The sequence below is a fragment of the Streptomyces sp. MBT65 genome (assembly GCF_016612545.1).
Lineage (GTDB): Bacteria > Actinomycetota > Actinomycetes > Streptomycetales > Streptomycetaceae > Streptomyces.
In genome coordinates, this window is the sequence record NZ_JAENRY010000038.1 from 62,585 (window position 1) to 78,858 (window position 16,274).

The following is a 16,274-nucleotide window of genomic DNA, read 5'->3' on the forward strand; positions in this document are numbered from 1 at the left end:
CGGCCCTCCCGCTGCGGACGCTCATACGACGGGCAGGTCGGGGCGGACGAGGGTGCCCGACCGGCCGTGGACGATCTCGTACGCCGCGTCCAGGGCGCCGATCGCGGCCAGTCCCCCGGTGCGTTCGACGAACCGGGCGGCGGCCTCGGTCTTCGGTCCCATGGAGCCGTCCGGGAAGTCGCCGCCGCGCAGTTGCGCGGGGGTGGCGCCGAGGACGGGCTGCTGGTCGGGGGTGCCGTAGCCGGTATAGACGCAGGGCACGTCCGTGAGGATGAGCAGGAAGTCGGCCTTCAGGTGCTCGGCGAGCAGTGCCGCCGTGCGGTCCTTGTCGATGACGGCTTCCGCCCCGGTGAGCGCCCCGGTGTCGTAGTCCGCGGTGACAGGAACGCCACCACCGCCCGCGCAGATGACGAGCGTGCCGCCGCACAGCAGGTCGTGGATCGTGTCGGTCTCCAGGATCCGTTCGGGTGCCGGGGAGGGAACGACGCGGCGCCAGCCGGTCGTGTCGGCGCCGATGTGCCAGCCGCGCCTGCGGGCGAGCGCGGACGCGACGTCGTGGGAGTACACCTGACCGACGAACTTCGTGGGGTGTTCGAAGGCCGGGTCGTCGGCCCGGACGAGGGTGTGGGTGACCAGCGCGGCGATACGACGGCCGGGCAGGGCGTCGTGCAGGGTGCGCGCCAGCAGGGAACCGATCATGCCCTGGGTCTGGGCACCGAGCAGGTCCAGCGGGTAGGGAGCGCTCAGGGCCGGGTCGGCCGCGCTCTCCACGGCGAGCAGGCCGATCTGGGGGCCGTTGCCGTGGGTGACGACGATCTCGTGCTCGGTGGCGAGGGCGGCGATCGCGGTGGTCACCCGGTCGATGTTCGCCTCCTGCACGGCCGCATCGGGGCGTTCGCCGCGGTGCAGCAGGGCGTTGCCGCCCAGCGCGATGACGATACGCATGGCTCAGTCCTCCAGGGTGGCGACGAGTACGGCCTTGATGGTGTGCAGTCGGTTCTCCGCCTGGTCGAAGACGATCGAGGCGGGGGACGAGAACACGTCGTCGGTGACCTCCAGGCCGTCCAGCCCGTAGGTGTCGAACAGGTCCCGGCCGAGGTGGGTGCGGCGGTCATGCAGGGCCGGCAGGCAGTGCATGAACTTGACGTCCGGGTTTCCGGTGGCGGCCAGCGTCTTGTCGTTCACCTGGTACGGGAGGAGCAGTTCGATCCGCTTCCGCCAGGAGTCGGCGGGCTCGCCCATGGAGACCCACACGTCGGTGTGCAGGAAGTCGGCACCGTGCACGGCGGTTTCGACGTCCTCGGTGAGGGTGATCCGAGCTCCGCTGTTCTCGCCCAACACCCGGCAGGCGGAGACGAGTTCGGCCGCCGGCCACAGTGCCTTCGGTGCCGCGATCCGTACGTCCATGCCGAGCAGGGCACCCATCGACAGCAGCGAGTTGCCCATGTTGTTGCGGGCGTCGCCGAGGTAGCAGTAGGCGATGTCGGGCAGGGGCTTGGGGCTGTGCTCGTCCATGGTGAGGACGTCGCACAGGCTCTGGGTGGGGTGCGCGGTGTCGGTCAGGCCGTTGTAGACGGGGACGCCGGAGTGGGCGGCGAGTTCGGTGACGAGGGCCTGGTCGGAGCCGCGGTACTCGATGGCGTCGAACATCCGGCCCAGCACGCGGGCGGTGTCGGCGATGGACTCCTTGGCGCCGATGTGGGTGTCACCGGGGCCGAGGTAGGTGGTGCGGGCACCCTGGTCGGCGGCGGCGACCTCGAAGGCGCAGCGGGTGCGGGTGGAGGTCTTCTCGAAGATCAGCGCGAGGTTGCGGCCGGTCAGCCGGGGCTGTTCGGTGCCGTTGCGCTTGGCGGTCTTGAGGTCGGCGGCGAGGTCGAGGAGGTGGTGGATCTCGCGGGCGGTGAAGTCGAGTTCGCTCAGGTAGGAGCGGCCTCGCAGGTCGACGGTCATGATGGTGGTCCCTTCGCTGGGTCGGGCGGCCGGGTCGCGTTGCCGGCTCAGGTGGCCGGGTCGCGTTCGATGGGGCAGCTCATGCAGCGCGGTCCGCCCCGGCCGCGGCCGAGTTCGGCGCCGGCGATGGTGACGATCTCGATGCCCTGCTTGCGGAGGTAGGTGTTGGTGGTGACGTTGCGCTCGTAGCCGACGACCACGCCGGGGGCGAGGGCGAGGAAGCTGCTGCCGTCGTCCCACTGTTCGCGCTCGGCGCCGCGGATGTCCTGCGGTGCGGACAGCATCCGGACCTTGTCCAGGTCCAGGGCCTCGGCCAGGGCGCCGGCCAGGTCGGAGTTGAGGGTGACCTCAAAGCCGGTCTCGCGGGCGTCGCTGGGCGTGAGCGTCCACGAGCGCAGGGAGTCCGCGAGGCCCGGGTAGACGGTGAAGGCGTCGCGGTCGACCATGGTGAGCACGGTGTCGAGGTGCATGTAGGCCCGGGCGGCGGGGAGTTGGACGGCCAGCAGTCGGTTCGCCGTGCCGGTGGCGAAGAGCCGGGAGGCCAGGTTCTCCACGGCCTGGGCGGTGGTGCGCTCCCCCATGCCGACCATGACGGCGCCGTTGCCGAGGACGTGGACGTCGCCGCCCTCCAGGGTGCCGACCGCGCCGTCCAGGAGTGGCGTGGTGACGGTGCCGGCGAACATCGGGTGGAAACGGTAGATGGCCTCGGCGTGCAGACTCTCGCGGCGCCGGGCGAGCTTGGCCATCGGGTTGACCGACAGGCGGTCGTACATCCAGCAGGAGTTGTCGCGCGGGAAGAGGTGGTTGGGGAGCGGTGTGAGCGCGAAGTCCTCGGCGTCGAGGGTGTTCCAGACGAGGCTGTGCGGGGTGGGGAGGGTCAGGTCGCTCTTGAGGATTCCGCCGATGAGGTGGCCGGCGAGCGTCTCTCCGTCGAGGTCGATGCACAGTTCTCGTAGGGGGTCGATCAGTGCCGGGCCGACGGTGGCCGGGGTGACGATCCGCTCCAGGAGCCAGTCGCGGGCTTCGGGATCGGCGAGGGTCTGGGCGAGCAGGTCGGCGAAGTAGTGGACGCGGGCCCCGTGGTCGCGCAGGACCTGGGCGAAGGCGTCGTGCTCCTCGCGGGCGCGCTTGGCCCACAGGATGTCGTCGAAGAGCAGGGCGTCGACGTTGCGCGGGGTCAGCCGGGAGAGTTCGAGGCCGGGGCGGTGCAGGATCACCTGGCGGAGGCGGCCGACCTCGGAGTCGACGTGGAAGGTGGTGGTGTTCATGGTGGGGCTGCTCCTGTGGTCGTACGGGTGCGGGGCCGGTGCGGGGAGCGCGGTCAGTCGCGGTGCCGGAGGAGATTCCTGCGGAGGCCGCCGGTGCGGGTGGTGGGCACTGCGCGGGAGATCCGCTTGACCGGCGGTGTCGCGGTCTCGGGGGCCCGGCCCTCGGGGACGGCCACTGGGGCCGGCTCGTCGCCGTACACGCCCTGGCCCCGCTTCAGCCAGACGTACACCGGCAGGCCGAGCAGCAGGACGAACAGGCCGTAGTACACGGTCTGGTAGCCGCTCCCCTGGATCGCCCAGTACGAGAAGACCATCGCCAGGCCGGAGACCGTGATGTCGCGGGCCAGGCGTCGGCCGGCGATGCTCTCGCGTCCGCGCACCAGCAGCCAGTACAGCTGGGCTGCGGCGGAGAACAGGTACGGGATCACGGCCGTGAGCACGCTCAGCAGCACGATCTTGGTGAAGACGTCGTCGAAGCGCGTGTAGCTGAACACGGTGATCAGCGAGGCGAGGACAGTCGAGGCGACGATGCCGAAGACGGGGACGCCGTTCTCTCCGCGCAGCTTCGCGAAGGCGCCGGGGAAGAGTCCGTCGCGGGCGGCGGCGTACGGCATCTCGGCGCAGAGCATGGTCCAGCCGTTGAGGGCGCCGATGCCGGAGATGATGGCGGTGACGGCGACCGTGTCGCCGGCCCAGGTGCCGCCGAGGATGTTGTTGGCGGCGTCGGTGAACGGGGCGGTGGAGGCGCCGAGTTGGCCGTGCGAGACGGTGCCGAAGACCGCGAGGGTGCCGAGGATGTAGATGACGGCGCAGGCGAGGGTGCCGTAGATGGTGGCGCGCGGCACGTTGCGGCCCGGCTCGCGGACCCGGCCGGCGACCACGGAGGCGGCCTCCAGGCCGATGTAGCTGAACAGCGCGATGGGTGCGGCGGCCGAGATCGCGCCCATGGCCGATTGGCCGCTGGCGTTGAACGAGCCGAAGTTGTGCGGGTCGACGAACAGCAGGCCGATGGTGGCCATGAAGAGCAGCGGGATGAACTTCAGCACGGTGGTGAACACCTGGAAGGCGCCCATGTTCCGTACGCCGGTGAGGTTGATCGCGGCGGGTATCCAGAGCCCGATCAGCGCGATGAGTATCGAAATCGCCGTTTTGTGGCCGGTGTTGACGAACACCTCGACGTAGCCGACCCAGGCCACCACGATCGCGGCGTTCCCCGCCCAGGCGGTGATCCAGTACGACCAGGCGTTGAGGAATCCGGCGAACTCGCCGAAGGCCTCGCGGGCGTAGACGTACGGTCCGCCACTGCCCGGAACGCGCTTCGACAGCGCCCCGAAGGTCACCGCCAGCGCGAGTGCGCCGAGGGTGACGACTCCGAACGCCACGAGTGAGATCGGCCCGTACGGCGCGAGGGCCGAAGGGAGTGCGAACACTCCGGTCCCGATGATGGTGCCGACCACGAGCGCGGTCGCGCCGGAGAGGCCGAGGGCGGCTTTGGGAAGTGACGTGCCGTCACTTCGTGGGGTCCTGGGCATGGTTGTGCTCCCTGTGCGGGTCGGTGCGGATCAGTCGATCCACGCACGATCCTTCTCGCCCGCGACGAGTCTGATCAGTGGCCGAATATCCCCACCCGGGGCCATTGGTCCCCACCGGCACGGCCCGAACGGCCCAGCGGGTGCGCACCGCCCTGCTCGGCCTCCACATGGCGGAGTCAGCGGGTGCCGTTCGGCCCCAGGAGCAGGGCCGGTCGCCCGATGCCCGGCCGCACCCGGCTCCCTCAGCGTGGACCCGCAAGATCGCCCCTGTTCCGGCCGAGGACTCCGCGGAGCGCCGGACCCTACCCGTGGGATGGAAAAGATGGCTCCCTTCAAAGACTCCGAGGGATCGCCCACCGGGCCGGCGCCCGGTAAGAGCGTCACCCCGCCCAGGACGATCACCGTGGGAACGGCGCTGAAGTGGATCGTTCCGGTCCTGGCAGGTCTGGTCGTCCACCTCCTGCCGCAGCCCGACGGAATCAAGTCAGGTGGGTGGGCGGTCCTGGCCGTCTTCATCGCCACCGTGCTCGGCCTGATCCTGCAACCGCTGCCGTTGGGCGCGGTCGCCCTGGTCGGCCTGACGGTCACGATGATCACCGGCACCCTGGAGCCGGACGTCGCACTCGGCGGGTTCTCCGAGCCGACGATCTGGCTGATCGTCGCCGCGTTCTTCATCTCCCTCGGCTTCACCAAGACCGGCCTCGGCCGTCGTATCGCCCTGCTGTTCGTCCGCGCTCTGGGCCGCAGCAGCCTGGGACTCGCGTACGGCATCACCCTGACCGACCTCGTGCTGGCCCCGGCCACGCCCAGCAACACCGCCCGCTCCGGCGGTGTCATCCAGCCGGTCATCCGCTCGCTGAGCGCCAACGCCGGCTCGCACCCGGGGGACGAGAGCCGCCGCACGCTGGGCGCCTACCTCACCGTCACCGCCATGCAGATCAACACGGTCACCAGCGCCATGTTCCTGACCTCCATGGCCGCCAATCCCCTGGTGCAGAAGCTCGCCGCGGACCACGGCATCCACCTCACCTGGACCTCCTGGGCGGTAGCCGCGATCGTTCCCGGCCTGGTCGCCCTGCTGGTGCTCCCCGCGTTGCTGTACCGCGTCTTCCCGCCCACCGTGCGTGCCACGCCGGAGGCTCCGGGCCAGGCCCGCGCCCAGCTCGCCGAGCTCGGCCGGATGTCCCGTCAGGAATGGACCATGGCAGCGGTCTTCGTCCTGCTGCTCCTGCTGTGGTCGGTCGGCGGCCAGGTCTGGGACCTGTCGGCCACCGTCTCCGCCTTCACCGGGGTGGCCCTGCTCCTCGTCACCGGCGTACTGACGTGGGGCGACCTGGTCGCGGAGAAGTCGGCCTGGACGACGCTGGTGTGGTTCTCCGTCCTGGTCATGATGGCCGGTCAGCTCCAGGAACTCGGGGTGATCGGCTGGTTCAGCGACACCATGACCAAGGCCACCGACGGAGTGGGCTGGCAGACCGCGTTCGTGATCCTCACGCTGGTCTACCTCTTCTCCCACTACCTCTTCGCCTCCAACACCGCGCACGTGGCGGCGATGTACGCGGCCTTCCTCTCGGCCGCCGTCGCCACCGGCGCACCGCCCGTGATGGCCGCCCTGGTGCTCGGCTTCATCAGCTCCCTGTACGGCGGCCTGACCCACTACGCCTCCGGCCCGGCCCCCGTCCTCTTCGGCGGCGGGTACGTCACCCTCGGCGAATGGTGGCGCACGGGACTGATCGCCGCCGGTGCCAACATCGTCATCTGGATGGGTGTGGGCGCCCTCTGGCTGAAGGTCCTCGGCCGCTGGTGAGCCCACTCCCCCACCTGTCGTCCACCCGGCCCGGCTCTCCAGCCGGGCCGTCGGCATGCGAGCGCAGGAGGCGCAGCCGACCCCGGCAGGGGGCCAGAGCCGTGAACACCCCCCGGGCAACCAATGCCGGGACCATCTGCCGGTGGGCAGGGACCTCCGGCCCCTGCCCGGTGGATCACCCCGTGAGTTGACTGAAGACCAAGGCCGCCACGCTCGTCCCGAGCAGCCCGGCGCCACCCCGCCCACACACCGCGGAACCAGAGCCGGTGTCCGTGTCCGGGTCCTGAACACTGTCGGCCGTCCGTACACCCCGGGCGCCAGAACGGAGGGACGTCATGGCAGACGCTCCGCACACATCCCACGCCTACCTCGTCGGCGGAGGCATCGCCTCCCTCGCGGTCGCCGCCTTCCTCGTCCGCGACGCCGACTTCCCCGGCGAGCACATCCACATCCTGGAGGAACTCCCCGTCGCCGGCGGCTCGATGGACGGCAGCGGCGAACCCGCCGGATACGTCACCCGCGGTGGACGGATGCTGGAGGAGGAGGCCTACACCTGCCTGTGGAACCTCCTGGAGACGATCCCCACCCTCACCGACGAGACGATGTCGGTACGCGAGGAGATCACCGAGTTCAACGCCAAGTGGCCCACCGACGCCAAGGCCCGCCTTGTCGGCCACGGCACCACGATCCTGGACGCCGCCGACTACGGCCTCGACACCCGCGACCGCCTGGAACTGACCCGACTGCTGGTCCTGCCCGAGGCCGTCATCGGCGCCCGCAGGATCGAGGACTTCTTCTCCCCGCACTTCTTCGCCACCAACTTCTGGACGATGTGGCGCACCACCTTCGCCTTCCAGAACTGGCACAGCGCCATCGAGCTGAAGCGCTACCTCCTGCGCTTCATGCAGGAGTTCCCCCGCATGCACACCCTCGCGGGCGTGCGCCGCACGCGCCTCAACCAGTTCGACTCGATCATCCGCCCACTGCGCACCTGGCTGGAGGCCCGTGGCGTGCTCTTCGAGTACGGCGTGCGGGTCACCGACGTCGACTTCACCACCGACGAGGAGGGCGTACGGCGCGCACGCCGTCTGCACCTGGAACGCAACGGGCGACCGGACACGTACGAACTCACCGCCGACGACTACGCGTTCCTCACTCTGGGATCGATGACCGCCGACGCCGCCCACGGCACCGACGACACCGCGCCCGAACTGGTCCGCGACAAGCGGGACGGCGGATGGCGACTCTGGGAGACCCTCGCCACCAAGGCCGACGACTTCGGCCGGCCCACCGCCTTCAACGGCAACGTGGACGAGGCCAAGTGGGAGTCCTTCACCCTCACCCTGCGCGACCCACTGCTCCTGCACCGCATCGAGGAACTGTCCGGCAACCTCCCCGGCACGGGCGCCCTGATGACGTTCAAGGACTCCAACTGGCTGATGTCCGTCGTCGTGCCGCACGCCCCGCACTTCGACGGCCAGCCCGAGGACGTCTACACCCTGTGGGGCTACGGCCTGTTCACCGACCGCGACGGCGACTTCGTCGGCAAGCCGATGGCCGCGGCCACGGGCCGGGAGATCCTCACCGAACTCCTCGGCCACCTCGGTCTGTCGGACATCGAGGAGCAGGTCGCGGCGACGACGACCGTGATCCCGGTGATGATGCCGTACATCACCAGCCAGTTCGCCCCGCGCACCACGCACGACCGGCCCCTGGTGATCCCGCGCGGCTCCGCCAACTTCGCCTTCCTGGGCCAGTTCACGGAGATCCCCGAGGACGTGGTCTTCACCGTCGAGTACTCCGTGCGCGGCGCCATGCACGCCGTCTACGGCCTGCTCGGCCTCGACGAGCGCGAGATACCCGGCATCTACCACGCGCTGGCCGATCCGACGACGGCCTTCGACGTGCTCAAGGCGGCACTGGCCTGAGGAACCAGAAGATGCGGCCACAGGGACAGCGTGCCCGCCTGTGGTGCCGATGAGACCAACTGGCCTTGCCATGAGGCCAGTTGGTCAGCCCCTCACTGCGCGGGATAAGCGGCTCTACATGTAGAACGCGTACCTCGCTTCAGGCTCAAAATCATCCGGGAGATCACGCAGGATCGCGCCAACTTCACCTGCGAATCGGACCGTGACGGGCAGCCGCTCAGCGAACCGGGCCGAGTTCCAGTTCATCTTCGTGAGCAGCAACACTTCCCGGAGCAAGTCCTGGGCATTGGAGTCACCGACATGATCAGTGATCTGCACGGGAGTGGGGACATGCCCGTGGGGATAGCGACCGAGGGAAGGCACGTATCCCGTGGTGTAGAGATATCGACGGTCGCCGAGACTGACGTAGGTACCGCGGGGAGGAGGGTATGCGCCGTGACGCATCAACCGCACTCCCGTGGCAGGAGCCAGGGAAACCAGGTCGTACTCGAAGTCACCAAGTGCGTCCTCGAATCCGGCACGCTCTTCGGGAAAGAACCGGGACTGCTTGTGGATGACGATGCGGCGCGGGCTGCGCCCCATCGTCCGCTTGTAGCGGTCGACGACGTCGGAGATCAGCCTGGCCGCCTCCTCAGCCGGGAGGTGGGGCCATTTCCCCTTCCATTCGAACGGGTTGCCACGGAGTACGAAAGCCTCGCCGTTCTCGGCGAATGCCTGGGCGACGCTCGTCCGCATCGCGGACCTCTCACCGTGGGGTCGGTAGAACGTGACCCCGAGATGACACGTACCCTCTGCCAGTCCCACGGGGGTCCATGGAAAGCCGCCGGCCTTGAAGTAGATGGCGGTGAACAGGTTCCAGGCAAGGTCGGCCGGGTGTTCGAGGTCTGAGGTGTGCGCCTCCAGATTCGATTCGACGGTCTCCTGCTGAAGCAACTGGGTGCGAAGACCTCGGCGCATCGCTCGCGCCTTGATGCCGGCACGTAGGTTCCACACGGTTTCCACGCCGCGGTTCCACTGGTGCACGGACCGGTACCTCTTGGTGATCTGCGAGGGCAGGGTAATGAACACAACTGCGGGAGGAGCGTCGAGGTCAGCCAACCGACGAAGGCGGTCGTCGATCAGATCCAGGAGGTGTTTCAGGCCGTCGAGTCTCTTCAAACCGTCAGCGGTCAGAGCTCTGACCTCTGCCGCGTTGATCTTGGCCTCGGGACCATCGGTACGCAACTGGGCGCCGAACGGGCCGTCGGTCTGGAAGCCGCAGAACGGGTGGTGCTCATCGTCCCCGTCTACGCCTTTGGCCGCTCTGGCCAGCCATGTGCGGGCCGTAGCAACGCATTCGGCGGTACCGATGAATCCGGCGGTGACCGTGGTGGGGTGGTTCGGTTCGTTCCGTGACCAAGGGCCCGCTGCGGGGATGCCGACCTTCGGATCGATATGTGTGAGGTTCCCCGCGAAGGCGAGATTGGGTTCGCCAATCCAGTCGACTTCCAGGCTGAGTGGCTTGAGTGTGAGACTCATCGGTCGTCCTCCCGGTGTTCGGCGCCCCAGTCCCATTCCTCGTTGACATCCCACGAGTCGGCGAGGGCGTCGAGGACGTCGTCCTCGTCGCCGCTGTCAAGCATGGAAATGGGATCGAAGCGGTCGTCGTCGATCAGCGGCCACTTGGCACCGACCTGAGGGAAGTCACCGTCCACAGCGATCCTCTGGCGTCCGACGTCGAAGATGACGCGGGCCCTGCCGTCGAGCAGGAAGTACCGGAAGAAGTGGACAGCGTCGAAGTAACCCTCGTTGTACATACGTGATTTGCGCTTGGTGACCTTGCGTGCCACCCGCCGAGGATCGAGGGGTTCCTGCCCGTCCTTGGTGAGATGGAACTCGGGCCTGATCGTCAGCCCCCACATGCCAGGAGCGAACTCCTCAAAACGCAACTGTGCCGCGAGGTGCCACCACACCTCGCGTGGGTTTCCGGAGCGCTCGCCCTCTTGGCGGACCACCTTCTTGGCGGACTGGTTCCTGCCTGTCTTGGTCTTGGCCTCCACCCGACGCGTGACCGTTTCATGATCCGCCAGGAAGTAGTACCGGTTGTGATCACGGTCGTGCTGCACACCGCGCCTGCGGAGAGCTATGCGGAGCGCCGAGTTCAGAAGCCACACGTAGACGTTCCGGTCCTGCGACGTCAGAAGCTCCGCCGCGTCCAGGCACTGCACACTGCCCAAATCGACAACCTGCTTGAACGGCCCCCTGGGATCGGCAAGATCGTGAAATGCCCACACCTCGCCGTTGCGCAGTACGAAGGGAAGGACCTGGCTGCGCATCGGCCTGGGCAGGCGCTCGTTGATTTCCAGGGAAGTTCGGAAAGGGGAAGCAGCCCTCCAGACCGAACCCGGAAGTTCCGAGACAGGAAGCAGCGAGACGTCCACGGAATCGGTCTCGTACGCCAGGGACGACAGCTGAAGATCATTGGCGGCCATACGCGCTTCGTGATCCGCCTTGAACTTCGCCAGCACCTCGACCGAGTAGACACGCGGGTTGTTGTCCACGATGGGATGGTGAACGCCGCAAAGGAGCGTGAGGTTCTCCACTGCGTCCGGATCATCCGACAGCGGAGCCTCCTGGGATCGTGGCCCCTGCCTGCCGACGCCCACCAGATGAGCACGTTGCGCCAGCGTCACAGGTTTCTCGCCCGAAGCCTCCTGATAGGTCACGGGGTTTGCGCACCCTGGGAAGGCACATTGATTCCCGGACAGCGCGTACAGCCGATTGGTGACAGGGGCCGGGATCTCTTTGCGGCTACTCGTTGCCATGAGCCAAGCCTAGGACCGGGCACTGACATCGCCGCCTGCCCACGGCAGACGGACATCCGAGGCTCGTGCGCCAACACAACCACGGTTGGCGCACGTTGTGATCACCGACCCCAGGGCTCTGGACAATACCCAGAAGCACATCCTGAATTCGACCACACCCAAGAACCCCAACCGCGGTCCAAGACGCGACGCGGCCCTCACCGTCAGGTTCTCGCCTACCTGCTGTCGCTCCCCCCAGTGATATCCATGAGCGCCGCCCGCCCCGCCTCCAACCGTGCCGCCGGAATACGGAACGGCGAGCAGGAGACGTAGTCGAGCCCCACCCGGTGGAAGAAGTGGATGGACTCCGGGTCACCGCCGTGTTCGCCGCAGACGCCGGTCTCCAGGCGGGAGTTGACGCTGCGGCCGGCCTCGACCGCCAGCTCCACCAGGCGGCCCACGCCCTCCTGGTCGATCGTGTCGAACGGCGACACGGTGAAGACGCCCTTCTCCAGGTACAGCGGGAAGAAGGAGGCCTCGGCGTCGTCGCGGGACAGGCCCCAGGTGGTCTGGGTCAGGTCGTTGGTGCCGAAGGAGAAGAAGTCGGCGTACTCGGCGATACGGCCGGCGGTGAGCGCGGCGCGCGGCAGTTCGATCATCGTGCCGATCGGGCAGTCGAGGGTCGTGCCGGTCTCCTGCTCGACCTCCGCGAGGACGGATTCCGCCTCGGTGCGGGCCAGCCGCAGTTCCTCGACCGTGCCGACGAGCGGGATCATGATCTCGGCGCGCGGTCGGCCGCCGGCCCGCAGCCGCTCGACCACGGCCTCGGCGATCGCCCGTACCTGCATGGCCATCAGTCCGGGCACGGCCAGGCCGAGCCGGACGCCGCGCAGGCCGAGCATCGGGTTCTGCTCGTGCATGCGCTCGACGGCGGCGAGCAGTTCGCGGTCGTGCGGGTCCGGGTGCTCGGCGCGGGCCAGGCGTACGGCCAACTCCGTTCGGTCCGGGAGGAATTCGTGCAGGGGCGGGTCGATGAGCCGGATGGTCACCGGGAGTCCGTCCATCGCCGTGAGGATGCCGGTGAAGTCCTCGCGTTGGAGGGGCAGCAGGGCGGCCAGGGCCTTCTGGCGGGCGTTGTCGTCGCGGGCCAGGATCATCGCCTCGACCAGTGCCCTGCGTTCGCCGAGGAACATGTGCTCGGTACGGCACAGGCCGATGCCCTGCGCGCCGAGGCTGCGGGCGCGTACGGCGTCCTCGGGGGTGTCGGCGTTGGCCCGCACTTCGAGGCGGCGTACGGAATCGGCGTGGGTGAGGGCGCCCAGGACTGCCTCGGTGAGCGGGCCGTTGGCGGTGCCGGTCTCCAGTGCGCGGCCGACGTCGGACGCGGTCAGCGGGAGTGCGCCGAGGTGGACGGTGCCGGCGGTGCCGTCGACGGAGACGGTGTCGCCCTCGTGCACCAACACGCCGGATTCCGTGGTGAATTGGCGGGCGGCCGGGTCGACGGTGAGGGTTTCGGCACCGCAGACGCAGACCTTGCCCATGCCTCGTGCGACGACGGCCGCGTGGCTGGTCTTGCCGCCGCGGCTGGTCAGGACGGCCTGTGCGGCGATCATGCCGGGGAGGTCGTTGGGGGTCGTCTCCCGGCGGACCAGGACCGTGGCCTCGCCGGCCGCCGCGCGTCGTACCGCCTCGGCGGAGTCGAAGACCACGACGCCCACGGCCGCACCCGGGGAGGCGGCGACGCCCTGGGCGAGGGGAACGTCTGCCGGGGTGATGTCGAAGCGGGGGAACATCAGGCGGGTCAGTTCGGTGCCGTCGACGCGGACCAGTGCCTCGTCCGAGCCGATCGTGCCCTCCTCGCGCAGGTCGTGGGCGATGCGGAGGGCGGCCTCGGCGGTGCGCTTGCCGACGCGGGTCTGGAGGATCCACAGCTTGCCGTGCTCGACGGTGAACTCGACGTCGCACAGGTCGCGGTAGTGGTGCTCCAGGGTGCGCAGGTGATCGGCGAGCTGGTGGTAGGCGCGCGGGTTGAGCCGCTTCAGCTCGCTCAGGGGCAGTGCGTCGCGGACTCCGGCGACGACGTCCTCGCCCTGTGCGTCGGGCAGGTAGTCGCCGTACATGCCGCGTTCGCCGGTGGCGGGGTCGCGGGTGAAGGTGACGCCGGTACCGCTGCTCTCGAACGTGACGGCGGAGTGGAGGTTGCCGAAGACCATCGCCTGGACGTTCACGGCGGTGCCGAGGTCCTCGGGGATGTGTTCGCGGTGGCGGTAGATACGGGCGCGTTCGCCGTTCCAGGAGTCGAAGACCGCGCGAATGGCGCGGGTGAGCTGCTCGGTCGGGTCCTGCGGAAAGTCGTCGCCGGTCTCCTTGCGGATGATGGCCTTGAACTCCTCGGTGATCAGGGCGAGTTCGGCGGTGTCGAGGTCGTGGTCACCGGTCACCGCACGCTGTGCCTTGTGTGCGGCGATGGCCTGCTCGAAGAGGTCGCCGTCGACGCCCATCACGGTGTGGCCGAACATCTGGATGAGCCGTCGGTAGGAGTCCCGGGCGAACCGCTCCTGTCCGGACGCCTCGGCGAGTCCGGTGACGGACCGGTCGTTGAGGCCGATGTCGAGGATGGTCTCCATCATGCCGGGCATGGAGAAGCGGGCGCCCGAGCGGACGGACACCAGCAGTGGATCGTCGGGGGCACCGAGGGTGCGGCCCATGGACCGTTCCAGTGCGGCGAGCGCGCGGGCCGTCTCGACTGCCAGCTCGGGTGGTTCCTCGCCCGTCTTCAGGTAGGCCTTGCAGGCCTCGGTGGTGACGGTGAATCCGGGCGGCACGGGCAGCCCGAGGCGGGTCATCTCGGCCAGTCCGGCTCCCTTTCCGCCCAGCAGGGCGGCCATCTCGCGGCTGCCTTCGGCGAATTCGTACACGTACTTGGTCGGTGCGGTCATCAGGACTCGGACCTCTCACTCGTGGGGTACGACGGCCACGGGGCAGCCGACGTGATGGATGGCGGTGTGGGTGACGGGGCCGATCAGCGGTCCCGCCGGCCGGTCGGTGAGGCGCCGGCCGACCACGAGGAGGCCCGCTCCGGAGGCGGCCCGGAGCAGTGCGGACTGGGCCCGTCCCGCCACGACCGTCTCGGCGACCTCGACACCGGGGTACTTGTCGCGCCACACCTGGAGTACGGCGGACAGGAAGCCGTGCAATTCCCCGGCTCGCCTCGGTCCGTCCAGCAGGCCGATCTCGCCGGGGCCGAGCCCCAGCGGAGACGGCGGCTGCCAGGCGTGGACGGCACGGAGCCGGGCGCCGCGCAATCGGGCCGCCTCGAAGGCGAACTCGATCACCGCGTCGCAGGGATCGCCCAGGTCGACGCCCAGGACCACGTCCCGGTAGCCAGTCAGGATGGAAGCGCGGCCGTTGCCTGCCGGAAGGTGTTCGTCGGCGGGTTCCTCGTCCGTCCGGACGAGGACCACGGGACGTGTGGCACGGGCCACCACGCTCTGCGCGACCGAACCCACGAGGAATCCGGTGAACCCGCTCAGCCCGCGCGAGCCCAGCACCAGCAGTTCGGCCTCCCCGGCCGCCTTCAGCAGGGCGGCAGTCGCAGGGCCCTCGACCTGCTCGTCGTAGAGGTGGACACCGGGGGCGACGGTGCGGGCCCGCTCCTTCGCCTGCCGCAGGACGCGGCGTGCCTGGTGCCGCTGGGCGGCCGTGACGGGTTCGCCGTCGTCCTGGCGCGGATGCCAGTTCCAGACGTGCACGAGCCGCAACGGCAGGTCGCGGTGTGCCGCCTCACGGGCGGCCCAGTCGACGGCGGCGAGACTTTCGGCGGAACCGTCGACTCCGGCGATGACGGGCGGAAGCATGATCCGCACCTCCTGCGCTCGGTCTGCTCCTCGCTTCCAGCGTCGTCCCGCGCTCCGCCCGCAGGTATGGGCCGCCAGGTCACCACCCGGGTCCGTTCGGCCCCACCACGCGGCCTCCCCGGACCGTCATGGTGGAGGGGCCACGGACCTGGAAGGCGGCACACCATGGAACGAGTGATCATCGCCGGAGTCGACCGGTCGGCACGCAGCCGCGTCGCCGCGGACTGGGCCGCGCGCGAGGCGCTGCGGCGCGGGCTGCCGCTGCGGGTGGTGCATGTGGCACCGCCGGAGAACCTGGATCCGGTGGAGCAGTGGCCCTACCGCCCGGACACCGTGGCGGGCCACGTGGTCGCCGAACTCGCCGCCCGTCACCCGTCGTTGTCCGTCCGAGGGTTGAGCCTCACCGGGGCGCCCGTCCCCGAGCTGCGGGCGGTGAGCGCGGACGCGGAACTGGTCGTGCTCGGGCTGCGCGGCGAGGGCCAGCACGCGCGGATGCCCCTGGGCTCGACCGGGGCGGCCCTGGCCACCGGATGCGCCCGGCCGCTGATGCTCGTTCCCGGAACCCTCGCGGGGCGCGATGTGCCGGGTCACACCGACGCCGTGACCGTGGGCATCGACGCCCGGGACCCGTCGGGCGGTGCGCTCGGCTTCGCCTTCGAGGCGGCCCGGCTGCACGGGGTCCGGCTGCACGCGGTGCATGCCTGGGCGCTTCCCGCGAGCGCCACCGCCTCGCTCCTCCCGATGCCGGAACAGGAACGCGCCGCCCGGGAGGACCACGAGGAGGACCTGCTCTCCGAAGCACTGCGCCCGTGGCGCGGCAAGTACCCGGACGTCGAGGTCCGGGCGGACGCGCTGCTGTTCCCGCCGGCCGAGGCCCTTGCCCACGCCTCCGAGACGTCAGGGCTGGTGGTGATCGGCCGGCACACCGCCCCCGGCACCACCGCACTGGCCCTCCTGGAACACACGCGATGCCCGGTCGCCGTCGTGCCGTCGTAGGCCGGGCCAGGGAGGATCGGCCCTGGCCGATGGGTCGTTCGGCCCCTGTGGGACCGGGCGGCGGTGGCGCACGGTGAGAGGTACGAGAACGGGTTTGCGCATCGTCGTCTACGGCACGCACACTCTCCGCGCAGCCCTGCCGAACACGGAACG

The 16,274-nt window shown here is 69.5% G+C and carries 11 protein-coding genes; 3 read left to right on the forward strand and 8 right to left on the reverse strand.

Annotation, left to right across the window (positions count from 1 at the left end):
* Positions 1-21: 21 nt before the first annotated feature.
* Genes JHN63_RS11480 through JHN63_RS11495 form a run of 4 tightly spaced genes read right to left on the reverse strand, consistent with a single transcriptional unit; the run spans position 22 to position 4,750 of the window.
* On the reverse strand, positions 22-945 hold the full coding sequence (locus tag JHN63_RS11480) for a carbamate kinase (protein ID WP_200679372.1): 924 nt from the start codon (positions 943-945) through the stop codon (positions 22-24).
* A 3-nt stretch (positions 946-948) separates the two neighbouring features.
* Complete coding sequence (gene argF / locus JHN63_RS11485) at positions 949-1,950, reverse strand: ornithine carbamoyltransferase (protein ID WP_200679375.1); 1,002 nt, start codon at positions 1,948-1,950, stop codon at positions 949-951.
* Between the two features lie 47 nt (positions 1,951-1,997).
* Positions 1,998-3,218 carry an arginine deiminase gene (locus tag JHN63_RS11490; protein ID WP_200679377.1) on the reverse strand — a complete coding sequence of 407 codons (1,221 nt, stop codon included), beginning with the start codon at positions 3,216-3,218 and terminating at the stop codon, positions 1,998-2,000.
* 53 nt (positions 3,219-3,271) lie between these two features.
* The gene (locus JHN63_RS11495; protein WP_200679379.1) at positions 3,272-4,750 is read right to left on the reverse strand and encodes an amino acid permease; all 1,479 of its coding nucleotides are present in this window, start codon (positions 4,748-4,750) and stop codon (positions 3,272-3,274) included.
* 322 nt (positions 4,751-5,072) lie between these two features.
* On the opposite strand from JHN63_RS11495, the gene JHN63_RS11500 reads away from it, so the two are divergent.
* Together JHN63_RS11500 and JHN63_RS11505 are read left to right on the forward strand one after the other, a co-directional pair.
* Complete coding sequence (locus JHN63_RS11500; RefSeq protein WP_234476453.1) at positions 5,073-6,557, forward strand: DASS family sodium-coupled anion symporter; 1,485 nt, start codon at positions 5,073-5,075, stop codon at positions 6,555-6,557.
* 335 nt (positions 6,558-6,892) lie between these two features.
* Entirely contained in the window at positions 6,893-8,485 is a 1,593-nt protein-coding gene (locus JHN63_RS11505) for an oleate hydratase (RefSeq protein ID WP_200679381.1), read from the forward strand.
* A 114-nt stretch (positions 8,486-8,599) separates the two neighbouring features.
* On the opposite strand, the gene JHN63_RS11510 is transcribed toward JHN63_RS11505, so the two are convergent.
* The 4 genes from JHN63_RS11510 to JHN63_RS11525 all read right to left on the reverse strand — a co-directional run bounded on the left by JHN63_RS11510 (position 8,600) and on the right by JHN63_RS11525 (position 15,125).
* On the reverse strand, positions 8,600-10,003 hold the full coding sequence (locus tag JHN63_RS11510; protein ID WP_200679383.1) for a hypothetical protein: 1,404 nt from the start codon (positions 10,001-10,003) through the stop codon (positions 8,600-8,602).
* Positions 10,000-11,190: a hypothetical protein gene (locus JHN63_RS11515; RefSeq protein WP_200679385.1), complete on the reverse strand. Its 1,191-nt coding sequence runs from the start codon at positions 11,188-11,190 to the stop codon at positions 10,000-10,002. Before JHN63_RS11515 ends, JHN63_RS11510 begins: the two co-directional genes overlap by 4 nt.
* 314 nt (positions 11,191-11,504) lie before the next feature.
* Entirely contained in the window at positions 11,505-14,207 is a 2,703-nt protein-coding gene (ppdK, locus tag JHN63_RS11520; RefSeq protein ID WP_200679387.1) for a pyruvate, phosphate dikinase, read from the reverse strand.
* Between the two features lie 15 nt (positions 14,208-14,222).
* The gene (locus JHN63_RS11525; RefSeq protein WP_200679389.1) at positions 14,223-15,125 is read right to left on the reverse strand and encodes a universal stress protein; all 903 of its coding nucleotides are present in this window, start codon (positions 15,123-15,125) and stop codon (positions 14,223-14,225) included.
* A gap of 165 nt (positions 15,126-15,290) precedes the next feature.
* Here JHN63_RS11525 and JHN63_RS11530 point away from each other — a divergent pair, with 165 nt between their 5' ends.
* Positions 15,291-16,121 carry a universal stress protein gene (locus tag JHN63_RS11530; protein WP_200679391.1) on the forward strand — a complete coding sequence of 277 codons (831 nt, stop codon included), beginning with the start codon at positions 15,291-15,293 and terminating at the stop codon, positions 16,119-16,121.
* Positions 16,122-16,274: the final 153 nt, after the last annotated feature.